This window comes from Micromonospora sp. RL09-050-HVF-A (assembly GCF_019374995.1).
Lineage (GTDB): Bacteria > Actinomycetota > Actinomycetes > Mycobacteriales > Micromonosporaceae > Micromonospora > Micromonospora antibiotica.
Genome location: NZ_JAGKQP010000002.1, coordinates 115341 through 138297, shown reverse-complemented (window position 1 = coordinate 138297; position 22957 = coordinate 115341). Strand labels below are relative to the sequence as shown.

At 70.8% G+C, this 22957-nt stretch carries 20 protein-coding genes; 14 read left to right on the top strand and 6 right to left on the bottom strand.

What is annotated here, in order from left to right:
• Positions 1-89: 89 nt before the first annotated feature.
• Positions 90-866, bottom strand: a complete 777-nt coding sequence (locus J7462_RS00855) for a maleylpyruvate isomerase family mycothiol-dependent enzyme (protein ID WP_219460346.1) — start codon at positions 864-866, stop codon at positions 90-92.
• Positions 867-1353: 487 nt separating this feature from the next.
• Between J7462_RS00855 and J7462_RS00850 the strand changes: the two genes are divergently transcribed.
• Positions 1354-1968 (top strand): DUF1062 domain-containing protein, encoded by a 615-nt coding sequence (locus J7462_RS00850; protein ID WP_219460343.1) that lies wholly within the window; start codon positions 1354-1356, stop codon positions 1966-1968.
• A gap of 208 nt (positions 1969-2176) precedes the next feature.
• Here J7462_RS00850 and J7462_RS00845 read toward each other — a convergent pair whose 3' ends face one another.
• A complete protein-coding gene (locus J7462_RS00845; protein ID WP_219460339.1) occupies positions 2177-3187 on the bottom strand; it encodes a LacI family DNA-binding transcriptional regulator in 1011 nt (336 codons plus the stop codon).
• A 362-nt stretch (positions 3188-3549) separates the two neighbouring features.
• On the opposite strand from J7462_RS00845, the gene J7462_RS00840 reads away from it, so the two are divergent.
• Entirely contained in the window at positions 3550-5904 is a 2355-nt protein-coding gene (locus J7462_RS00840; protein ID WP_219460333.1) for an AbfB domain-containing protein, read from the top strand.
• Between the two features lie 63 nt (positions 5905-5967).
• On the opposite strand, the gene J7462_RS00835 is transcribed toward J7462_RS00840, so the two are convergent.
• Both J7462_RS00835 and J7462_RS00830 read right to left on the bottom strand, forming a co-directional pair.
• On the bottom strand, positions 5968-7185 hold the full coding sequence (locus tag J7462_RS00835) for a chitosanase (RefSeq protein WP_219460330.1): 1218 nt from the start codon (positions 7183-7185) through the stop codon (positions 5968-5970).
• Between the two features lie 432 nt (positions 7186-7617).
• On the bottom strand, positions 7618-9024 hold the full coding sequence (locus J7462_RS00830) for an NAD(P)/FAD-dependent oxidoreductase (RefSeq protein WP_219460326.1): 1407 nt from the start codon (positions 9022-9024) through the stop codon (positions 7618-7620).
• 382 nt (positions 9025-9406) lie between these two features.
• Here J7462_RS00830 and J7462_RS00825 point away from each other — a divergent pair, with 382 nt between their 5' ends.
• The 5 genes from J7462_RS00825 to J7462_RS00805 all read left to right on the top strand — a co-directional run bounded on the left by J7462_RS00825 (position 9407) and on the right by J7462_RS00805 (position 11816).
• Positions 9407-10108, top strand: a complete 702-nt coding sequence (locus J7462_RS00825; protein ID WP_219460324.1) for a hypothetical protein — start codon at positions 9407-9409, stop codon at positions 10106-10108.
• Positions 10074-10223, top strand: coding sequence for an IPT/TIG domain-containing protein (locus J7462_RS33530; RefSeq protein WP_219460321.1), 150 nt, complete (start codon positions 10074-10076; stop codon positions 10221-10223). Before J7462_RS00825 ends, J7462_RS33530 begins: the two co-directional genes overlap by 35 nt.
• Positions 10214-10777, top strand: coding sequence for an IPT/TIG domain-containing protein (locus J7462_RS00815; RefSeq protein ID WP_219460318.1), 564 nt, complete (start codon positions 10214-10216; stop codon positions 10775-10777). Before J7462_RS33530 ends, J7462_RS00815 begins: the two co-directional genes overlap by 10 nt.
• 59 nt (positions 10778-10836) lie before the next feature.
• On the top strand, positions 10837-10950 hold the full coding sequence (locus J7462_RS00810) for an LPXTG cell wall anchor domain-containing protein (RefSeq protein WP_219460315.1): 114 nt from the start codon (positions 10837-10839) through the stop codon (positions 10948-10950).
• Positions 10951-11252: 302 nt separating this feature from the next.
• Complete coding sequence (locus J7462_RS00805) at positions 11253-11816, top strand: hypothetical protein (protein ID WP_219460312.1); 564 nt, start codon at positions 11253-11255, stop codon at positions 11814-11816.
• A 46-nt stretch (positions 11817-11862) separates the two neighbouring features.
• Here the strand turns inward: J7462_RS00805 and J7462_RS00800 are convergent, their stop codons facing one another.
• The gene (locus J7462_RS00800) at positions 11863-12495 is read right to left on the bottom strand and encodes a TetR/AcrR family transcriptional regulator (RefSeq protein ID WP_219460308.1); all 633 of its coding nucleotides are present in this window, start codon (positions 12493-12495) and stop codon (positions 11863-11865) included.
• 84 nt (positions 12496-12579) lie between these two features.
• Between J7462_RS00800 and J7462_RS00795 the strand changes: the two genes are divergently transcribed.
• The 3 genes from J7462_RS00795 (at position 12580) to J7462_RS00785 (ending at position 16711) form a co-directional block, all read left to right on the top strand.
• Entirely contained in the window at positions 12580-13200 is a 621-nt protein-coding gene (locus J7462_RS00795) for a CatB-related O-acetyltransferase (protein ID WP_255597984.1), read from the top strand.
• A 201-nt stretch (positions 13201-13401) separates the two neighbouring features.
• The gene (locus J7462_RS00790) at positions 13402-13863 is read left to right on the top strand and encodes a hypothetical protein (protein WP_219460302.1); all 462 of its coding nucleotides are present in this window, start codon (positions 13402-13404) and stop codon (positions 13861-13863) included.
• A gap of 1 nt (position 13864) precedes the next feature.
• Complete coding sequence (locus tag J7462_RS00785; RefSeq protein WP_219460300.1) at positions 13865-16711, top strand: tetratricopeptide repeat protein; 2847 nt, start codon at positions 13865-13867, stop codon at positions 16709-16711.
• Between the two features lie 103 nt (positions 16712-16814).
• Here J7462_RS00785 and J7462_RS00780 read toward each other — a convergent pair whose 3' ends face one another.
• A complete protein-coding gene (locus J7462_RS00780; protein WP_219460297.1) occupies positions 16815-17402 on the bottom strand; it encodes a helix-turn-helix domain-containing protein in 588 nt (195 codons plus the stop codon).
• A gap of 80 nt (positions 17403-17482) precedes the next feature.
• Between J7462_RS00780 and J7462_RS00775 the strand changes: the two genes are divergently transcribed.
• The 4 genes from J7462_RS00775 to J7462_RS00760 all read left to right on the top strand — a co-directional run bounded on the left by J7462_RS00775 (position 17483) and on the right by J7462_RS00760 (position 22950).
• Positions 17483-18547 carry an alpha/beta fold hydrolase gene (locus J7462_RS00775; RefSeq protein ID WP_219460294.1) on the top strand — a complete coding sequence of 355 codons (1065 nt, stop codon included), beginning with the start codon at positions 17483-17485 and terminating at the stop codon, positions 18545-18547.
• Complete coding sequence (locus J7462_RS00770; RefSeq protein ID WP_308290676.1) at positions 18544-19182, top strand: class I SAM-dependent methyltransferase; 639 nt, start codon at positions 18544-18546, stop codon at positions 19180-19182. Before J7462_RS00775 ends, J7462_RS00770 begins: the two co-directional genes overlap by 4 nt.
• Entirely contained in the window at positions 19182-19493 is a 312-nt protein-coding gene (locus tag J7462_RS33120) for a DUF664 domain-containing protein (protein WP_219460289.1), read from the top strand. The genes J7462_RS00770 and J7462_RS33120 overlap by 1 nt, the downstream gene beginning before the upstream one ends.
• Positions 19494-19677: 184 nt before the next feature.
• Positions 19678-22950 (top strand): FG-GAP-like repeat-containing protein, encoded by a 3273-nt coding sequence (locus tag J7462_RS00760; protein ID WP_219460286.1) that lies wholly within the window; start codon positions 19678-19680, stop codon positions 22948-22950.
• Positions 22951-22957 lie beyond the last annotated feature (7 nt).

Sequence of the window (22957 nt, the reverse complement as noted above, 5' to 3'; positions counted from 1 at the left end):
GCGGCCCCGTCCGCTGTCCGGGCCGGGCCGGCAGGGTCCACCGCCGTGCGCCGAGGCCGGCGCACGGCGGGTGGGTCCGTCGTCGCGTGCTACTCCTCCGGCTCCCAGGCGATCAACTGGTCGAAGACACGCCGGTCGCCGTCGACCCGCAGCGAATCCATCGTAATCCGGCCGTAGCAGAACATGACCAGCTCATGGGCCGTGCCCCGGGCGGAGACGTAGGCCATCTGCGGGTCCTCGACGGCGACCGGCGTGGGGAGGCGGGCGGTCCGGGCGCCGTCGGCGGAGAACCAGGTTCGCCATGACCGGCCCTCGGTGGCGTGGTAGTCGACGACCGCGGGCTGGTGCGGCCAGGCGATGGTCGTCGCGACGCAGGTGGTCAGGAACTCGTCGACACCGTCGAGGGCCACCTCGTCCGGCAGCGGCTGCGGGGTGCCCACGGCGGCCTGGGCGTCGTAGGTGTGCACGGCGACCTGCTGGAGTTGGTGCCGGGCGACGGCACCGGTCGTCTGCGGCGACTGCGACGGACCCCACCACGTCCAGCAACCGCGGTCCGGGCCGGCATCGCGCAGCGCGTCGAGCAGTTGCTCCGTCGACGCGGCGAACCAGTCCAGCAGAGCGTCGCGCTCCCGGGGAACCACCGGGGCGGACATCGCCGGTGGAGCGTCGGCGGGGCCGGCGGCCACGATGGCGGCCCACCTGCGTCGCCCTTCGCCCAGGTGCTGCACCAGGTCGAACAGCGTCCACTCCGGGCAGGTCGGTACCCGCACGTCGAGGCTGGGTGCCGTCGCGACCGCCGCCCGGAACGCGCATGATCGTTCGTCCATCAGGCGCAACAGGTCAGCGAACTCCAGAGTCTCTTCCACGGCAGCTTTCTACTAGCTCCCGGCCACAACCGACAGGGGATTTCGTCTTCCGGGCGGCGGGGTCGCACGGAAAACCGGTTGTCCCTCGTCGCGCGGGTTGACCATGCTGACGCGCATGGGTCGGTGACCAGTGGCGCACGTGCGCGATGACGACGGGTTCGAGTCAGCTCCCCGTCTCATTCGTCGTGCCACTCGAAGCCCGCACCGGGTGACCGGTGCGGGCTTCCTTCACGCGACGTGATCTGCGACGTCGCGCCAGCCGGCATGCTCCCCGCCGAGATGCCGGCTGCCCGCCACCGGATCCGGGATGCACCCCCGGCGTGCCATCGCACCCCCGGGCGTCTCCTGCCTAGACCCTGGAATCGCCGAAGTCATGAACAGTTCCCGCCATCTCCGCGTGCCGGCCCACGGCCATGGGCCCGGCATCGACCGCAAAGCGCTGTGGGTGGTCAGCGAGCTCGGACTACCCACCATCGTCAGGTCCTGCGTGTCGTGCAGGTCCACCCGGCACCACCCCACCGGCAAGGTCCGGGTCAACGCCAACCACAAGCTGCTCGACGTGTGGTTGTTGATCTGCTGCGACCGGTGCGGTCGCACGTCGAAGATTCCCGTCCACGAACGCGTCAACGTGCGGGCGCTGGACAACGATCGGCTGCGGCTGTTCGAGAACAACGATCCGGCCGTGGTGCGACAGTTGACCATGGACGCGACACTCGCCCATCGGGCCGGCCACCAGCTCGACTGGACCGGCACCTGGCAGCTGGACACCGACCTGCCGTTCTACGACCTCCAGGATGCGGACGCCGCGCCACTGGAGGTCGTCGTCAGGTTCGAGCTGCCGGCGCCCGTCCGGATCGAGAAGCTGCTCACCGCCGGGTTCGGCCTGAGTCGTCCCGCCCTGCGGGGCATGGTGGACTCCGGGCGCATCCGCCTGCCCCTGCCCGTCGGAGCCAGGGCCCGCGAGGATTTCACCTTCCTGGTCGTCGCCCCGCCCCGGTCACCCGGGGCTGTCGGTGCACGTCCCGGCGGGGGTGCGTCGGTCGGAGGCGGTGGTGGCCGGCGCGGCTCCCGCCCGGCGGTCTCGGCGTCGGACGGGGGCTGACCCCCGCGCGGGGCTGGCCCGGACGTCGTCGTCCGGGCCGGCCCCGCGCGGGGGTCGGACCGTGACGACCCGGTTGTCCACGAGGGAGGTGAACGTCGACTCGGGGGTGATCAGGCCCCACTTCACCAGCCACCGGTAGGTCCGCTCGAACTCGGCCTCGGGGTAGGGCTCCGGGGTCGACGTGGCGCACCCCGGAAGGGACGACCGGTCAGCGCACCGGCCCGGTGCTCTCCCGCGTGACGAGGTGGAAGGAGGGCTGCACGTGCATCGGCGGACCCCCCTCCCCCTCGATGCGGGACACCAACCGGCGCACCGCCGACCGGCCGATCGCGCGTTTGTCCGGGGCGACGGTGGTCAGGGTGGGATTGCTGAAGCGTCCCTCCTCGATGTCGTCGATGCCGGCCACCGCCACGTCGTCGGGCACTCCCGCCCCGGACCGGGTGAGCGTTCGCAGGGCGCCGATGGCGGTCAGGTCGTTGTAGGCGAGCACGGCATCGGGAGGATGGTCCAGGCTCAGCAGGTGGCGCATCGCGTGCTCGCCGTCCGCCCGGCCGAACTGCTCCGTGGGTACGACGAGACCGGGGTCGAACGGGATCCCGGCCGCGTCGAGCGCCTCCCGGTAGCCACGGATGCGCAGGTGCGCGGACTGCCGGTCGCCCCCCGGCGGTGCGCCGACGAACGCGATCCGCCGACGGCCCAGCGCGACCAGGTGCGCGGTCGCCGTCCGGCTCGCCGCGACGTTGTCGATCGCGACGTGGTCGTACGGCACGTCGTAGACCCCCTCCCCGATCAGGACCAACGGCATCCGGGCCCGCCGGGCCAGCACCTCCTCCCGACCGATCGCCACCGGACTGAGGATGAGACCGTCGATGAGGTGCCGCTGCGCCCCCTCCAGGAGGGCCAGCTCGGCACCGCGCTCGGCGGCGGTGTTCTCCATCAGCAGCGTGTACCCGAGTCCGGCGGCCTCGCGGATGGCCACGTCCGCCAGTTCGGCGAAGTACGGATTGGTCAGCTCGGGAACGGCAAGCGCGATCAACCCGGTACGGCCACGGCGCAGGTGCCGGGCGCTCAGGTTGGGGGTGTAGCCCAGTTCGTCGATGGCCCGCTGCACCCGTTGCCGGGTGCCCTCCCCCACCGGCCGGTAGCCGTTGACCACGTTGGAGACGGTGGCGAGGGAGACTCCCGCCCGCTCGGCGATGTCCTTCAGGCTGACACCCATCTGCCGTCCCCGCCTCCTGCGCCGTCGACCGGTTGCCGGCACCGCCGCCACGCAGCCGCCGCAGCGACGCCGACGTCCACCGGGCACAGCGCGGCGGTGCGGAGATGAGGCTACCGATCCGGGTGGCGGACGCGCGGGCGGCAACGCATCGACGGATGGGGATTGACGTGTTGTCCGTCGGGGATCTATAACGTTATACACACCGCCCGGAAGTTCTGCCGACTGCCACCTGCCGCCCGGGACTTCCCCCCGACGTCCGCGCCCGGCCTGGGGACCGGACGTGACCTGACCGGCCGCCCGACACCCACTGCCAGCCGCCGGCGGCGCAGTTCGGCCCTGACGGCCCGTCCGATGGAGACGGCATGACACGTCCCGATCCCGTCCGCCTCGCCGCCCCCCTGCTACTCGTTCTCACCCTGATCGCCGGCCTGCTCGCCGCGCCGGCCAGCCCGGCGCGCGCCGTGCCGGCCAAGAACCCACCGCTGACCACCCCCTGGACCGCCCAGGCACTCGTCGGCACGCCACTGCCGGAGTACCCGCGACCGCAGATGACCCGGTCCGACTGGCTCAACCTCAACGGCGAATGGCAGCTACGCCAGTCCGCCACCGACGACGCCCCGGCGTTCGGCACCGAGCTGCCCGAGCGGATCAACGTGCCGTTCCCGGTGGAGAGCGCCCTGTCCGGGGTGCAGCGCGCCGCCGGCGACAACCGCAACTACCTGTTCTACCGGCGGGTGGTGACGGTGCCCGAGAGCTGGCACGGACGCCGGGTGCTGCTCCACTTCGGCGCGGTGGACTGGCAGACCACCGTCTGGGTCAACGGGGTGGCCGTCGGTGGTCACACCGGTGGCTACGACGCCTTCACCCTCGACGTCACCGCGCCGTTGCGGGGCGGCGCGAACGAGATCGTGGTGAAGGTGTGGGACCCGACGGACAGCCGGCAGAACGGCAGTCTGCCGCCGATCGGCAAGCAGACCAAGCAGCCCGGCGGGATCTTCTACACGCCCAGCTCGGGCATCTGGCAGACCGTGTGGCTGGAACCGGTGCCGACGGCCTCGATCAGCAGCGTCGACCTCACACCGAGGCTGGCCGACGACACCCTGCGCGTCCGGGTCGCCACCCGGGGGGACGTCAGTGGTCACCGTGTCCTGGCCGAAGCGCTCGACGGCACCACCGTGGTCGGCTCCGCCACCGGCGGTTTCACCGAGTTCGCGGTGCCCGTGCCGAACGCCCGCCGCTGGTCGCCCGACGACCCGTTCCTCTACCACCTGCGCATCACCCTGCGTAATGCCGCGGGCGGTCAGGTCGACCGGACCACCCACTACTTCGGGATGCGCGAGATCAGCACCGGCGTGGTCAACGGTGTCCTACGGCCCAAGCTCAACGGCCAGTTTGTCTTCCAGGCCGGCACGCTGGACCAGGGCTTCTGGCCGGACGGGCTCTACACCGCGCCCACCGACGCCGCGCTCGCCTTCGACCTGCAAAAACACAAGGACCTGGGCTTCAACATGGTGCGCAAGCACATCAAGGTCGAGCCGCAGCGCTGGTTCTACCACGCCGACCGGCTCGGTCTGCTGGTGTGGCAGGACGTCCCGTCCCTGACCGCGCAGGACATCAACGCGACCGACGCGCAGCAGGCGCAGCTCGAAGCCGAGGCCCGCGAGATCGTGAACGAGCATCGCAGCTCGCCGGCCGTCGTCACCTACACCGTCTACAACGAGGGGTGGGGTGAGCGGGCGCTGGCCGACACCCGCCGGGTCGCCCAGGCCGTCAAGACCCAGGACCCGACCCGGCTGGTCAACGCGCACAGCGGCCACAACTGCTGCCAGTCGTTGGGCGATCCCGGCAACGGCGACATCGACGACTGGCACGTCTATCTGGGGCCGGGCTCACCGGTGCCGTCGGGGAGCCGGATCGCCGTGCTCGGTGAGTTCGGCGGCCTCGGCCTGCGTGCGCCCGGGCACGAGTGGAGCCCGAACGGCAGCTTCTTCGCCTACGAGTGGCAGCCGAACGCGACCGTGCTGACCGACCGCTACGTCGGCCTGGTGCAGGGCACGCAGAACCTCATGATCGGCAAGGGGCTCAGCGCCTCGGTCTACACCGAGATCACCGACCAGGAGGGTGAGCTGAACGGATTCCTCACCTACGACCGGCAGGTGGTCAAGATGGACCAGGCCCGGGTGCGGGCCGCGAACCTGGCCCTCATCGCCGCGTCGAGGACGGTCGGCAGCTCGGCACCGGTGGCGCTGCCGCTGAACACCCGCCGTTCCCTACAGGTGACGACTCCCGGGTACACCAACCGGTTCCTGCGGCACCGGGACAGCCTCGCCTACACCGAGGTCGTGGACGCCAACAGCTCGGCGGTGCTCAGGAACGACGCGACGTACACGGTCCGGGCGGGTCTGGCCGACGCGGCGTGCTATTCGTTCGAGTCGGTCAACTTCCCCGGGCAGTTCCTCCGGCACCAGGAGTCGCGCGTACGCAACTCGCCGGACGACGGCTCGGCGCTGCTGCGCGCGGATGCCACCTGGTGTGCCCGGGTCGGGGTCGGCGGGGGTGGGGTCTCGTTGGAGTCCTACAACTTCCGGGGCAGGTACCTGCGGCATTTCAACTCGGAGGTCTGGCTGAGTGACGGCACGGGCGGCTCGGCGTGGAACACACCCGTGCTGTGGGCCGCGGACAGCACCTGGAACATCGCGACACCCTGGGCACCCTGAGGGAACGGTCCAGGGCGTCGGCACCGCGCCGACGCCCTGGACCACACCGTGGCACGACACGTTTCAGCCGATGCGGAACTGGTCGCCGTAGACGGCGAAGACCAGTGGCGTGTTCAGGTCGAAGTTGCCGTTGTCGAGGAACACCCGCTGGGCCGTGTCGACGCGGGAGGTGTCCGAGTGGGCCTCCTCCTTCTTCATCTCGACGACCCGCTCGTCGAGGAACGCGTTGAGCCAGGTCCGCTCGTTGCCGCCCTGCGCCGGGGGCTTCGCCCGGGTGAGGGCGCGGCTGCGGATCTGCCGCATGCCCTCGTACCCGTGCATGACGGCCGCGTCGTAGTAGGCGAACTGGCCGAGTGCCCGGACCCCGTCGTTCTTCCCGTCGCGGACCGACGGGGTGAAGTAGACCCGGTCCCGTTCGGCCTCCTGGGCGGCGCGGAACACCGGGTCGTTGGCGGCGGTGCGCCAGTCGCGGGGGTAGTTCGGGTCGAGGCCCGCGTGCGACGCGGTGCCGTTGACGGCGCGCAGCGCCGGCAGGTAGCCGGCCAGCACGTTGCCGGGCTTGGTGTTCGTGTACGCCTGGACCAGTTCGAGCATGTCGCCGGTGCCGGAGCAGAAGCCGATGATGCCGGCGGTGTAGCCACGACCGTCGCCGATGTCCTCGATGTAGGAGAACTGGGCACGCCAGTCGAGCGAGGAGTTCTCGGCCGCCGAGACGAGCTGCATGGCGACGTCCTTCTTCGCCGGGTCGTCGAGGTTGGTGCCGGCCGGGGCGGTGGCGGTCGGGGTCGGGGTCGGGGTGCCGCCGCCGGGGAGGGTCCACTGCTGGTTGGCGGTGCCACCGCAGGTCCAGATCTGTAGTCGGGCGCCGTTCGCGGTGCTGTGGTCGGTCACGTCGAGACACTTGCCCGAGGCGGGGTTGACCAGGGCGCCGCCAGCGGCGGCGGTCCATTTCTGGGCGCCGGTGCCGTTGCAGTCGTACAGCTGGATCTTGGTGCCGTTGGTGGTCGACGCGGCGGTGACGTCGAGGCACTTGCCGAGCGCACGGATCGAGCTGTCGCTGTTGCCCACCGTCCACGTCTGGGCCGCCGTGCCGTTGCAGTCGTAGAGCTGCACGGCCGTGCCGTTGGCCGGGTTGGCACCGGCCACGTCGACGCACCTGCCGGCCAGACCGGTGATCGGGCCGGCGGCTGCGGCGCTGGCCGACGGCAGGCCGTAGCCGACCGCCGCGATGCCGGTCAGCAGGGTGCCCACCGCGTAGGCGACTGTTCTTCTGCGCACCATGGCGTTCCTCGGGGGAAGGGCGGCAGGCCGCCGGCCGGTCGGTGCCCGGACGCGACGTTCGCCCAGGCGGGCACCGCAAGAATTAGGAAACTCTATTAACAACTAGCAGTACGTCCATCGGCTGTCAAACAGGGAGGAAGACCGCACGAGTCCGCAACGCCGGCCCAACCCGGCGTCCCCCTCCCGCACGGCCCCGGGTCGCCCTGGCCGCACAGCCCCCAGGTTGCCCTGGCCGCACGACCAGGGCAACCACGGTCAGCCACGCCCCCATGGACCCGGGCGCGCACAGTCGGCACGTCACGACCCGTACGACAGGCGCAGCCTGCCGAGCCCGGGTCAGGCGCAGCCTGCCGAGCCCGGGTCACGCGCAGCCTGCCGAGCCCGGGTCAGGCGCGGACCGTCGGGACAGGGTGGGAGCGACCGTGAGCGCCTTCAGGCAGGCGTCTCACGGACCCGCTCAAGGCCGAGGTGCGGGCTGGTGACGAGGCGGTAGTCAGCCGACTCCGCATCGGAGAGCGGGTTGCCACGGACCGGGGTGAAGTCGGGCCCGACGGAGTCCGGTGCGCGCACGGCCCGCATCTGCACCCGCACCGCTTCGTCACGCAGTTGATCGGTGATGACGCGGGTGGACGAGTTGGCCGCCTCACGCAGGTCGGACAGGCCACCGATGATCTCCGCGAAGGAACGGGACGAGACGCCTTCATCCGCCTGCACGGCCTGCTCGTCTCCGATCAACCGGTCGGACGTGAGGAAGAAGCCGTCCTTACCGAGATAGCGCTCGTACATGATGCTCACCAGCGCGAAGAGACGCATGTACGCACGACGGTAGGCAAATTCGAAGAACCTGAGGGCCTCCGCTTCACTGACCTCGCCACGGTCCATCGAAGCGACGCACGCCGCCGCGGTCAGAGCGCTGTAGAGCGCCAGATGCACGCCGGTGGACAGGAGCGGGTCCAGGAAGCATGCGGCGTCGCCCACGATCGCGTAACCCGGCCCGCAGAACTGATCCGCGATGTACGAGTAGTCGGTCTCGACCCTGGTAGTGCCCAGGAACGCCGCCCCGGCGGTCAGGTCCGCCACGGTCGGCGAGGCGGTGATCAGGTGCCGGTACAGGTCGTCCGACGACGGATGCTCGGAACGGTCACGGGCGAAGGCGTCCTTGGTGGTGACGTAACCGATACTCATCCGTCCGCCCGCCATGGGGATCACCCAGTACCAACCCTCTGGCGAGGAAATGATGTTGATTCCTCCGGTCGGCGTTTCGGGCAGCAGCCTGGCGCCGGTCCAGTAGCCCCAGATGCCGACGTTCCGCAGGTTGCTCAGCGGCTCACGGTTGCCGAAGTGACGGGTGCTGAGCAGCCCGTTACGGCCGGTGGCGTCGACCAGAAAGTCGAAATCATCCACGGTGAACGATTCACCGTGCTCCGAGGAGCACTCCACGGCCACGGGCCGGCCGTCGGCGAACCGAACTGAACGACCGGTGACGCCGGTGGTGACGGCAACCCCGTTCTGGCGGGCGTGCTCCAGCAGCAGCGTGTCGAACTCGCTGCGATCCACCTGCCACGACTGCACTCCGGACTGTTCTTGCCAGTCGAACGCCCACTGGTCGTCATCCCAGTGGATGACGCCGCCGTTCTTCTTCACGAAACCATAGTCGTCGATGACTTTCGACATGCCGATGACGTCCAGCACCACCCGGCACGACGGCGTGAGCGACTCACCCACGTGGTATCGCGGAAAGTGGGAGCTCTCGATGAGCTGCACGTCGAGTCCGGACTGGGCCATCGCTGTCGCTGCGGTGCTACCAGCCGGGCCACCGCCGATTACGAGAACCTTCATGTCACTGCCACCTCGCCGTTCTGGCCGTGTATGGGGTCGCCGACGATGCGACGACGACGTCTTTCTCCGGGAGTCGAACTGCGGCTCAGCCAGCCGCGACAGCTGGCCCGGGCGGACACCGGCGGAGCGCTTCCATTTGGTGCGACCAGGGCCGCAGCCGACATCAGGGGTGGTACCGGCCATGCAGCACAGAAGACCCCGTCCTCGCACGTCACCGATAGACGATCGTACATGAAGGTATCGACGATCGTCTTGATTCCGCGATAAACCGAGAACCGGGTTAACTCCGGTATTCCAATGCTGTGAACAAACTGCCGCCCGCCGCGGTCGACGGGGACGCGCCATCGGGTGGGGACGCGATCCCGCCCAGGTCGACCGGGGCATGACCGGGGCGGACGCACCGTGCTCAGTCGACCTGTCCGCCGAGGTGGCCGGGATAGCAGTGATCACCGCCGGCGCCACCATCGGCACCGCCACCGCGCCGGCCGCCGGGGGCACCGACACCGAGACGCTACTGGCGATCTCGATACCGGGTGCGCTCGGCGTGACCGCCAGCGGCACCGTCGAGGAGGTCACCGCCACCCGGGCGGCGGACGGGTCGTCGGCGTCCTCCAGCGTCAACGGACTCAACCTGACCGTGCTCGGCATCGACGTGCTGGACGCCGCCGAGGTCACCGCCACCGCCGTCTGCCCGCAGGTCGGCGCGACCAGCGCCGACACCACGCTCGTCGGGCTGGAGCTGTTCGGCACGACGGTGACGCTGACGGCGAACACTCCCGCCGTCGTGGGCAGCGCGGCAGTGGTGGTGCCGGGGCTGCTGGGCGCGAGTCTGAACGCCTCGTTGACCCGCGTCGAGACGACCACCGCCACCGGCGCCACCGCGATCACCGTGCGGGCCGTCCTCACCCTGTCGGGCACCGTCCTCGTCGTCCCGGTCACCATCCCGGTCGGCATCGTGATCGTGGCCGAGGCCATCTGCGAGCATCCGGCGGCGGCACCGACCACCGCGACGATCAACCCCGACGAGGGCCCAGTCGGGCGGCCAGACGGTGACGATCACCGGCACCGGCTTCGTCCCCGGTGACACGACAGTCACCTTCGACGGGGTGCCCGCCACCGATGTCACGGTCAGTCCCGGCGGCACCGCGCTGACGGCGGTCACCCCGCCCACACGGTCGGACCGGCCGTCGTGGTGGTGACCACCGGCGGCGGTACGGCAGCGCCGCTGGGCTACACCTATCTCCCCGACGGCAGTGGAGCGACCGTGACCGGGCTGACCCCGACGAGCGGGCCGACCTCGGGTGGCACCACGGTCACCATCACCGGGACCGGGTTCACCGCAGCGACCGGGGTGACCTTCGACGGGGTGCCCGGCACCGGGTTCACCGTCAACCCGGCCGGCACCAACCTCGTGGTGAACCCGAACGGCACCTCGCTGACCGTGGTCACCCCACCCGGTTCGCCCGGCGCGGTGGACGTCACCGTCCTGCTGCCCGGCGACGACGTCACCGCGCCTGACGGGTTCACCTACGAACCCGTCCCGCCGCGCATCGACACCGTCAGCCCCGGGCAGGGGCCGACCGGTGGCGGCACCACGGTGACGGTCAGTGGTTCCGGGTTCGTGCCGGGCGGCACCACGGTCACCATCCGCGCCACGACCATCCCGGCCAGCAGGTCACGGTGGCACCGGACGGTCGCTCGTCGACCTTCCGTACGCCGCCCTGCGCGGCCGGTGACACCACTGTCGTGGTAAGCACCGGCGGGGCACGTCCAACGGGTTTACCTTCCGTTACGTGGCGCGGATCCTTGCCGGTGACCGGTGACGCCATCGTCGCGCCGCTGACCGTCGGGGTGATGCTCGCGCTCCTGGGCATCGTCCTCCTCCTGCTGACCCGCCGCCGGCAGCGCGCCGGCCGGATCGGCTGACCGGATGCTCCCGGCCAGGGTCCGACCGGACCCTGGCCGGGACGCACGGTCGGGCAGGTGCCGCTGCGGCACTACCATGCCCCGCATGTGGTGGAAGACCGCAGCGGTGCCGACGGTGGCGTTGCCGGCCGCGTCCCTCGGCCGGACCGCGCACCGCCGCGTTCCACCGGGACCTGCAATGGGCCACGGTGGCCCGGGCAGCCCGGAGCCTGTCGTCGGACGTGTCCCCCACCGGCCGGCCAGCGCCGCCTCCGACGAGCACCTGCGCGCTGCGGTGATCCGGGCCGGGACCGTGTGACCTGATGAGTCCCGGTGGTACCGACGTGAGCCTGCTGGAGCTGGTGCTGGGGTTCGTCGTCGCGGTCGTGCTCATCACGGTGATCACGATGATCCTGCGTCGCCGTGGCGGCAGCCGGGACCTGCTGGGCTCCCAGGTACGCGAGCTGCGGGCCCGGGCCGCCGCCGCGTCCCCGAGCGCGGACACCCGCCAGTGGGACGCGGCCACCCGGATCGCCGACGCCCGCAGACACGAAGCCGCCGCCCGGGCCCCCGCCGCTGACGACGTCCCGTCCGACCCGCCGACTGCTGCGGCGTCCGCCGCGGACACGGCCTCCCCCGCCACCGCGGATCGTCCGGCGGCGGACCGGCCGACTCAGGACCCCACCGCCCCGCTGTACGGGCGATCCCCGACACCCGACGCGATGGTCGACGCGTTCGCCTGGCTGCGGATCGCGGCACTCGTGGAGGCCGGGCACCGCGAGCAGGCCGTCGACCTGCTCAGCACCACGATGGCCATCTCGACCGACGAGGCGCAGCTGCTCGTCGACGGTCTGGCCGACGCCGGGGGTGAGCGTCGTCCCGACTGACCCGCGTGATCGCTGCGGGTCCGGCCCGGGTTCGATGGTGTGTGTGCTACCGGTGGGCGTAGGCGCCCGCGCGGGCGGCCGTGGCGACGCTGCGGGCGACGCGTTCGGGAAGGTCGGCGTCGCTGGCCGCCCGCAGGAGGAGGAGTTCGTGGTACAGCGGGGCGGTTGCGGCGACGAGCAGTTGACGGCTGTCGGTGCCCGCCGGGATCTCACCGCGTTCGACGGCACGCCGGGTGATGTCGGCGCAACGGTCGTAGCGGTCGACCCAGAAGGCGCGTAGGGCCTCGGCGGCCTGGTCGGACCGGAAGGACGCGCCGATGAGCGCGACGGTCACCGGGTCGGTGGTCAGTGCCGCGTACACCTCGTGGTTGGCCGCGACGAGGTCACCTTCGAGTGAGCCGGTGTCGGGTGGGCGCCAGGCGTCGACGCTCGCCTCGTTCAGGACGTCGGCCAGCAGGCCACCGACATCCCGCCAGCGTCGGTAGACCGTCGTGCGGTGGACACCCGAGCGCTCGGCCACCACGTCGATGCTCAGGGAGTCGTAGCCGTGCTGCACCAGCTGGGCGAGCGCGGCGTCGAGTACGCGGCGGCGGACCGCTGCGCTGCGTCCGCCGGGTCGGCGCGCGCGGTCGGTCACCGCCTCGTCGGGGTGATCGCTTGTCGGTCGTGGCGACGCCATGCCACGATGCTATCGCTACAGCCGTAGCCTTAACGAGCGAGGTCCGCCATGCCGCCCGACCCGACGACCCTCCACCCGGTGGCGATGCATCCCCGGGTGGTGTTCCTCAAGCCGCTGGTCACCTCCCCCAAGATCACCGTCGGGGACTACACGTACTACGACGATCCCGACGACGCTGCCGGCTTCGAGCAGCGCAACGTGCTCTACCACTTCGGACCGGAACAGCTGGTCATCGGCAGGTTCTGCGCGATAGCGGCAGGCACCCGGTTCCTGATGGCCGGGGGCGACCACCCGGTCACGGGTCCGTCGACCTTCCCGTTCACCCTCTTCGGCGGCGAATGGGCCGAGCGGACCCTCGACGTCGTGACCGCCATGCCCAGCCGGGGTGACACCGTCATCGGCAACGACGTGTGGTTCGGCTACCGGGCGACGGTCATGCCGGGCGTACGGATCGGCGACGGGGCGATCATCGCCGCCGGTGCGGTGGTCACCACCGACGTGCCGGCCTACACGATCGTCGGCGGTAACCCGGCGCGGCCGATCCGGCAGCGCTTCGACGACGACGACATCCACCGGCTGCGACGGGCCGCGTGGTGGGACTGGCCCGCCGACCTGGTCAACCGGCACTGCCGCGCCCTGATGACGGGCACACCCGCCGAGATCGAACGCATCGCCGTCGAGAACGGGTTGGCACCGGCCCGGTGAAGTCCGCCCCCTGCGGGAATGCGCCGTGGCCGACACAGCGCGGGCCTGCCGCCCATCGGCCACGAAACCGCCTTCGAGGCGGGGCTCGCCCTCATCCTCCGCGGTCTCGTCGCCGAAGCGGCGACCACCGGCCGCCGGCCGAACGTCGCCCGCCGCCCCGGCTGTGTTCCACCAGTGGCGGTGACCCTAGACAATGCAACGATGACCCGTCGTAACACGAAGATCGCCGGGTGGGCGGCCGGCACACTCTGCTCGCTGGGCCTGGTCGGCCTCGGCGTGGCGTTCGTCCGGGTCGGCGTGACGGAGGCCGACAAGTGGGCCAGCACGCTGGGGATCTTCGCCACCGTGCTGGGGTTGGCGCTGACGGCCTACACCGCGGCGGCGACCCCTAGGGCCACGCCGCAGGCCGGGGCCGGGCCGGCCGGTCGGGTCGACAACACGATCCAGGGTGGCGAGTTCACCCAGTCGGTCATCCAGGCCCGTGACCTGACGCTCGGGGTTCCGCCCGCCCCGGCATCCCGGGCGGCCGCCGACGGTGCGGTGACCAACACGATCACGGCCGGCACGTACCGCGGCCCGGTCATCCAGGCCCGTGACGTCGTCCGGCAGCCAGCCGACCCGCCGGCTGCCGACGACGGTGCCGACCCGTCCCGGGCGGGGTGACGTGAAGGGCGACAGGTTCGGACGCCGGCTCTTCGGCCGGCGGACGGACGGAGCGACCTCGAACACGATCACGGGTGGGGTGTTCCTCAACGTGGTGATTCAGGGTCACACCATCAACGTGACCCTGCCGCCGCAGGTCACCCCCGCCGGGCTCCCCCGGGCCACGAAGTCCTTCACCGGTCGGGAAACCGAGGTCGAGCTGCTGCTCAGGGAGCTGGCTCCCGGCGGGAGCACCGGAGCGGGACCGGTCTCGGCGGTGGCCGGTCTGGCCGGGGTCGGCAAGACCGAGCTGGTCGTGCAGGCCGCCACCCGGGCCCGACGACAGCCGGGGTGGTTCCCGGGCGGAGTGCTGTTCGTGGACCTGTCCGGCTACGACCCGCAACGGAGCCTGTCGCCCGGCGCGGCGCTGCTCGGCCTGCTGCAGGCACTGGGGCTGCCCGGTGAGTACATCCCCGCGGGCGAGCAGGACCGCAGTGCGTTGTTCCGCAGCGTGCTGGCCGCCTATGCCGCACAGGACCGGCGGCTGCTGCTGGTGATCGACAATGCGGCAACCGCCGCCCAGGTGACCCCGCTGCTGCCGAGCGACGACAGCACCGCCACATTGATCACCTCCCGACACACCCTGGCGGTCGGGGCCCGACTGCACGACCTCGACGTGTTGGACGTCGAGACGTCCGTTCGGCTCCTGGTCGACCAGTTGGGACAGCTGCGCGGCCCGGCCGACAGCAGGGGGCACGACGAGCCGCAGGCCGCTGCCGAGATAGCCGAACTGTGCGCGGGCCTGCCCCTGGCGCTGCACATCGCCGCCGGTCTGCTGGCCGATCCCGGCACCCGTACGCTGGCCTCCCTCGCGGGGGCGTTGCGCGCCGCCGCACACACCCGGCTGGACCGGCTGACCCGGGAGGACCGTGCGGTGCGCGCCGCGTTCGACCTCTCCTACCGGCAGCTGAACCCCACCCAGGCCCGCCTGTTCCGACTGCTGCCGGTCAACCCCGGCCCCGAGGTCGGTACGGAGGCCGCCGCATGCCTGGTCGACACCGATGCGCAGCGGGCCGAGACGCTGCTGGCGGACCTGGCCCGGGCCCACCTCGTCGCGGCCGGCCCCAGCTGGGGGCGATGGCGGATGCACGACCTGGTCCGCCTCTACGCCGAGGAGCAGTCGGACTCGGCTGCCGGAGCCGATGCTCCGGATGCCGCCCGTGCCCGGCTGTTCACCTACTACGTCGCGACCACCGCCGCCGCCAGTGTCCAACTGGAGCCTCCGTCGGTCGCCGCCGCGCTCGCCGCGCGCTCCGTCCCGGCGGACGCCCTGGCCCGGATCGAGACCACCTACGCCGCGGCCGGGCAGATGCAGCCGCCCCCGGTCACGGTCACCTTTTCCACGCGGGCACAGGCGTTGGCCTGGTTGGAGATCGAACGGCCCAATCTGATTGCCGTCTGTACGACCGCGGCGACGCACGGGCACCGCACGGCCAGCATCGGACTGGCGTCGCTCCTGTACACGTTCCTGTCGTTCCGTCGGTATCTGTCGGAGCTGATCACGGTCACCGACAGCTTCCGTGCCCTCTGCCGGGAGGCCGGGGACCGGCACGGCGAAGGCATGGCGCTGAGCCACCTCGGCGCGGCCCTCAACGAGGCGGGCCGGTCCGACGAGGCCGTCACCGCCCACATCCGGGCGGTCGAGCTCATCGGGGAGACCGGTGACCGGCACGACGTCGGCGTGGCGCTGAACAATCTCGGCCTGGCACTGCGGGCGGTGGAGCGGTTCGACGAGGCGATCGCCGCCCACACCCGGGCGTTGGACATCTATCGTGAGATCGACGCCCGGCACAGCGAGGGCACGGCGTTGAACAATATCGGCCAGGCGCTGCGGGCGGTGGGGCGGTTCGACGAGGCGGTCACCGCCCACACCCGGGCCGCCGGGATCTGTCGCGAGACCGGGGATCGGCAGGGTGCGGCCCTCGCCCTGAACAACCTCGGCGCGGACCTGCAGGGGATGCAGCAGCACGAGCGGGCCATCGCCGTGCACACCCGAGCCGCTGACATCTTCAGCGAGCTCGACGACCGGCACCACGAAGCTGAGGCACGGCACCATCTGGGCTCGGCGCTGCGGGCGGTGCGGCGGTTCGACGAGGCGGTCGTCGCACACACCCGGGCCGTCGAGCTCTTCCGGGACAGCGGTGACCGGGACGACGAAGGCTTGGCGTTGACCGGCCTCGGCCTGACTCTGCGCAGAGGTGGACGGTGTGCCGAGGCGGCGGCCGCCCACACCCGGGCGGCGCAGGCGTACCGCGAGGCCGGCGACCGGCGCAGCGAGGGCATCGCGCTGAGCAACCTCGGTGTGGCCCTGCAGGACGCGGAGCGGTTCGACGATGCCACCGAGGCCTACGAACAGGCAGTGGGGGCGTGTCGCGAGGCTGGTGACCGGCCGGGCGAGGGTGTCGCCTCGAACAACCTCGGCAACAATCTGCGGGCGGCGGGGCGGTGCGGGGACGCGGCCGTCGCCCATTCCCGGGCCGCCGGCATCTTCCGGACGGTCGGCGACCGGTACCGCGAAGGCAAAGCGCTGCTCGGCCTCTGCCTGGCCCTGCTCGACACGGGGCCGGCCGACGAGGTTCGACGCCACTATGAACGGGCGGTCGAGGTGTTCGCCGGCGTCGACGAACACGAGAGCGTCGCGCTGGTGCAGCGGTGGCTCGGCAATCTTCACCCGGGAACGATCCCGCCGGGGATCTTCCCGCCGGAGTTCCATCAGGCGGCGTTCGTCGTTCTGATGGGGCTCATGTTCGCCGATGCCCGGTCGGGCAGGTCGCTGCGGGGCGGTCCGGGCGTGCCGGACGGCAGGTAGGCGGGGTAGCCGAGCTCCTGGGCGTTTCTGCGAAGGATGCCGTGGCTGGTCGCGCCACCCTCGGCCTGGCTCGGGTGAGGTGTCTGCTCCGGAGCCGGGTCGTTCAGGTGGGCGATGTCAGGGAGGGCGACAGGTGGGCGCGTTCGCCCTGGGCGCTGAAGAGGGTGAGCAGCTCTGCGGCCTGAGCGTCGGCGCTGCCGATCTGGTGCGGGATGCGGGTGTCGAACTCTGCGGCTTCGCCGGGGCCCAGCTGGTATTCCTGGTCACCGAGGACGAGCCTGACATGTCCGTTGAGTACGTAGAACCATTCGTACCCATCGTGGGTCTGCAGTGTCGTCGTAGCCGATCTGCCGGCCGGTGGATAGATCACCTTGTAGGCCTGGATGCCTCCGGGACGTCTGGTCAGCGGCACGACGGTGAAGCCGGACCGCCGTACCGGCCGCAGGTGGATGCGTGGATCGCCGGTGGGCGGGGCCGCGACCAGTTCGTCGAGCGGGACGCCGTGCGCCCGCGCCAGCGGCAGGAGTTGCTCCAGCGTCGGGCGCAGTTTCCCGTTCTCGAGACGCGACAGCGTGCTTGCGGTCAGGCCGGTCTCTGCCGCCAGGGCGGCCAGGGAGATGTTCCGGGCCTTGCGTAGTGCGTGCAGGCGCGGGCCGACGCCCGCGAGGACGTCGTGCGACGTGACGTTCATGGATTCATGATGCGGATCCGCAACGTTTCTCGCAAATAGGCAACGCTGCTGGTCATGCTGGTGGCGGAGGTAGGTAACCGATGCTCACATCAGCAGCAACTTCGACACCGGCAACACGGTGGTCGCGCACCGTCGCGGCCGCCACGGCCGCGCTCGTCCTGGCGACAGCGTGCACGACCACCGGCGGCAGGACGCAGAACACGACGGCACAGCAGGCGAGCGCCACCATCACGGCAGGTCACGATGCGGCCACCCGGGATGATGCCCCGTTCAACCGTCAATTCACCCACGAGACAGCCGACGTCGATGGCGTGACGATGCACTACGTCACCGGCGGCACCGGCGAGCCGCTCGTCCTCCTGCACGGCTGGCCCCAGTCGTGGTACTCGTGGCGCGAGATCATGCCGGCGCTCGCCGAGAAGTACACCGTGTATGCGCTTGATCTGCCGGGACTCGGCGACAGCGAGGGTGCGCCGTCCAGTTACGACAAGGCGACCCTGGCCCGCTACGTCCACCGGCTGCTCGTCGACAAGCTCGGGCTGAAGAAGATCAACCTGGCCGGCCACGATCTCGGTGCCGGAGTGGCGTTCCAGTACGCCACACAGTTCCCGGACGAGGTCGTCAAGTACGCCCACCTCGACTATCCGATGCCCGGCCCCGCCCTCAGCGCGAGCGCCTACCGGCAGGCGAGCTGGCACATGTCGTTCCACCACCAGGACGGGTTCCCCGAGTTGTTGGTCGACGACGACGTCCGTGACTACCTGTCTCTTTTCTACGGGTATGTTGCCTACGGTGGGGTCAGCTTCGGCGGGCCGGGCGCGAAGGCTCCCTTCACCGCACAACAGATTGACGAGTACGCCCGCACGTACCAGCGCCCGCAAGTCCTGACCGGCGGGTTTGAGCTCTACCGCACCCTGGACCAGGACGAACGGGACAACAAGGCCGCGAAGCCGATCACCATGCCGACGATGCTGCTGACGGCCGAAGGCACGCTCGACTTCACCCGCTCGACGGTCCGGCCCCTCATGCCCACCATCACCCGCGCCGTGGAGGTGCCCAGGGCCGGGCACTGGCTGATCCAGGAGAACCCGGAATTCGTCACCACCGAACTGGTGACGTTCTTCGCGAGGGGGGCGGACCGGTGACCGGTGCACTCGATGCCGAGTCGTTCTGGGAACAGCACCACCGCGCCCGGCGCGGCGGCTCCGCTGGGAACCCCAACCCGGTGCTGGAGGAGACAGCCGGGACACTGCCTCCCGGCGATGCCCTCGACCTGGGATGTGGCGCCGGCGGCGACACCATCTGGCTTGCCCGGCACGGCTGGCAGGTCACCGCTGTGGACATCTCAACCGCCGCCGTGGAACGGGTGTGGGCACGCGCCCGGCAACTCGGCGTCGACGGCCGGGTGACCGGCGAACAGCACGATCTGGCCCGGAGCTTCCCCGACGGGCAGTTCGACCTGATCTCCGCGCAGTATCTGCACACTCCCTTCGCGCTGGACCGCGGGCGAGTACTGCGTACCGCGGCGCACGCGCTGCGCCCCGGCGGTCATCTCCTGATCGTCGACCACGGCTCGACCGCGCCCTGGTCGTGGAACAGAGATCCCGACACGCATTACCCCTCACCCGGCGAGACCGCAGCCGAGCTGGCCCTCGACCCGGCCCGGTGGTCCGTCGTACGCGCCGACATGCCGCGCCGCCGGGCCACCGGACCGGAAGGCCGGAGCGCCACCGTCACCGACAACGTTCTGCTCATCCAACGACATGATCGGAGAAGCTGATGCCGCCGACCACCCGAACCAGGAAACGCAAGGACACCGGGCCCGGATGGACCGCCCCCGGGGAGAAGGACACTCTGGTCGGCTTCATCGACTACCTCCGCAATGCGATCATGGACAAGGTCGCCGGCGTACCGGAGCCCGAGTTCGAGACCTGGACCGAGCTGACCCAGCCGGCACGCCGGCCGCCCGGCCGTGGCGCCCTGCCGCCGTCGCAGCGATGGGTGCTGGTCCACATGATCGAGGAGATCGGACGCCACGCGGGGCACGCGGACATCATCCGCGAGAGGATCGACGGGTCCACCGGCCGCTGACAGCCACTGCGGCCAACTCTCAGCTCCCTCAGCCAGCCTGAAAGCGCCGATAATTAATGGCTGGGCGGTAAAATGCCCGTTAAATATCCTCGACAGTCGCTCGGAAACACAATTAATCCGGCCCGAGTGGACGTGCCACACAGCACAGTGGACTTCGATGTCGATCGAAATTATTCTCCGTGCCATGCTCCGTAGACATCGAAGGACATTCCTCTTCCTGGCAACAATTCTGATATCAGCACTGGTGGCCGGCCTGGCCGGGCCGGGCCGGGCGGGGGTGGGAGAACCGGCCAGAGCCGCGGCGAAGGCGGCTTTCCAGGCGAAACTGGCGACATTCGGGGCGCGGCTGGCCGATGCGGTGCCCGACACCATAACGGTCGAGATCCCGTTGGATGCCGAGGTCGACCGCGCCGTGTTGGCGGCCAGGGTCAACGAACTCAACAACCGCAATCCGCTGTTCAGCGACACGATCCGGGAGGAGATCGAGCGTTACCAGCCGGATCTACCGCCGGGAGGTGGGGCTCTACACTGGGTCGATGTCGACGGTCAGGTCACGCTGACAAGCACCAGCCTGGTGTTCACCCTGGAGGCGGACGACGACCATCCCGATCTGACCTGGTATCAGGACCTGATTCTGGCCGCGATCGGGTGGGGCCTGCAGTGGGCCCTGACGGCGATCTGCGGGCTCATTGTTCCGGCCTTCGTGCTGACCTGCGGGGCGGTGGGAGGGTTCCTCGCCGGGTTCACCACCTGGATCATCAAGGCCCACTGGGAGAACCGGCTGGACGACTGGCACCAGTATCTCTACGCGTTCGCCGCCGGCCTGGCCGGGGCCGCCGCCGGCACGTTCCAGGCGTTCTGGGAGTCCCGATTCGGTGATTGGATCAGGTCCGGCGAGGGGCGAGAGTGGGTCTTGAAGCAAATGAAGGCGATCGCGGCGAAGTGGAGGAACTCGTGGTGGCCCGCCCTCGCCGACACCATCTCCGCGACCGCCGACTGGGTGGCAGCCCGTTGGGGCGACATATGGGCGGCGGTACAGCGGCCTCCGGCACCCACGCCGCCACCGCCACCGCTGTCGCTGCGCGTCATGCCATTGGGTGACTCGATCACGCAGGGTGTCGGCGGAAGCCCGGCCGGGACCGGCTACCGGGCCCGGCTGTGGGACCTGCTGTCGGACCAGCCGGGCGCACTGGACTTCGTCGGCTCGGTGGACACCGGTGAGCTGCCGGACACCAACCACGAAGGTCACCCAGGCTGGAAGATCAACCAGATCAACAGCCTGGTGCGTGACTGCCCGGTGGCCCGCTACCGCCCCAACGTGGTCACCCTGCACATCGGGACGAACGACCTGCGCAGCGCCGTCGACATCCCGGCCACCGTGGGGCAGCTGCGCACGTTGATCAACACCACTCTCCGGCGTGGCCCGGAGTCCACCGTCTTCGTGGCCACCCTGGTGCCGTCGCTGTCGCCGGACATCAACGCGCGGGTGCAGCAGTACAACGCGCAGGTGGTGAGCCTGGTCGGCGAACTGCGCGCCGTCGGACGGCCGGTGCGGCTGGTCAGCATGAGCGCGGTGACTGCCGCCGACATGACCGACGGGCTGCACCCGAACAACACCGGGTACCGCAAGATGGCCGACGCCTTCGACGGCGCGATCGACAGCGCGCTGACCGAAGGACTGATCCGGCCGCCGCGTACGGGCGATCCCGGGGCGTGTGGTGTGCCGCCCAGCACGACCCCGCCGCCGACCGGTCCTCGACCGGAGGGCTGGAACTACGTCGGCGAGGTCGCCGCCGGGGCCGGCCCGCGTGAGCAGGTCCGGTTCGCCGACCTCAACGGCGACGGCCGCGACGACTACCTGCTCGTCGGCGACCAGGGCCAGGTCAGGGCCTGGCTCAACGCCGGTGTCGGCAACGGCGTCAGCTGGCAGAGCCGGGGGCAGGTCGCCTCCGGATCCGGGCCCCGCGAGCAGATCCGGTTCGCCGACCTCAACGGCGACGGCCGCGACGACTACCTGGTGGTCGGCGACCAGGGTCAGGTCAAGGCGTGGTTCAACGTCGGCGTCGGCGACGGGGTGGCCTGGGCCGCCCAGGGTGAGATCGCCTCGGGCGTGGGTGCGACCCGCGACCAGATCCGGTTCGCCGACATCGACGTCGACGGCCGCGACGACTACCTGGTCGTGGACAGCGTGGGTCGGGTCAGGGCCTGGCAGAACAACATCGGTGGTGCCGGCTCCCCGTGGGGTGGGCTCGGTGAGATCGCCTCGGGCGTCGGCGCCAACGGCAACCAGGTCCGCTTCGCCGACCTCAACGGTGATGGCCGGGACGACTACCTGGTGGTCGACGAGCAGGCCGGGATCCGCGCCTGGCTCAACAACATCGGCACCGGCGGTCGACCGTGGGGCTACGAGGGCACCGTCGCCGGTGGGGCCGGCGTAACCAGTGCCGAGTTGGACCTGGCCGATCTGAACGGCGACGGCCGCGACGACTACCTCAAGGTCGGCGCGAGCGGCCAGGTCACCGCCTGGCTCAACGACCGGTACGGCCGCCCGGACCCGTGGGCCTGGCAGGGGCTGATCGCCAGCAGCGGCGCTCCACGTCAGCAGGTGCGGTGGGCGGACCTGAACGGCGACGGCCGCGACGACTACCTCGTGGTCGGCGGCCAGGGGCAGGTCAGCGCCTGGTTCAACGTCCGGGACAGCGGTGGTGTCGGCTGGGACTGGCGGGGCGAGGTGGCCTCCGGTTCGGGTCCGCGTGAGCAGATCCGGTTCGCCGACCTCAACGGCGACGGCCGCGACGACTACCTGGTGGTCGGCGACCAGGGCCAGGTCAAGGCCTGGCTCAACGCCGGCACCGGCAATGCGGTCGCCTGGTCGTCGATCGGGCAGGTGGCTGCCGGCTCCGGCCCGCGCGACCAGATCCGGTTCGCCGATGTGAACGGCGACAACCGGGACGACTACCTGGTGGTCGGCGACCAGGGCCAGGTCAAGGCCTGGCTCAACGCCGGCACCGGCAACACCGTCAGTTGGGCGTCCCAGGGCGAGGTCACCTCGGGCTTCGGTGCGGCCGGGGCAACGGTCACCTTCGCCGACCTCAACGGCGACCGCCGGGACGACTACCTGGTGCTGGGTGAGTACGGCCAGGTCCGGGCGTGGATCAACAACCGGGGCGGGCCGGGCAGCGCCTGGCTCTCCCGGGGCGAGATCGCCTCGGGCGTGGGGTACCCGCGGAGCCAGGTCGAGCTGGCGGAGATCAACGGCGACCGCCGTGCCGACTACCTGGTCCTGGACGACCAGGGCGGAGTACGGGCCTGGTTCAACAACGAGGCTGCCGGTGGCCCGGCGCCGGGTAACCCCCCGGTGATGCCGGGCGACCCGACCCCCGCTCCCCCCAACGACAACGGATCCCGGCAGACCAACGTCCTGCCGCTCTGCGTCGCGAACCGGTGCCCGCACTGACGGGCTG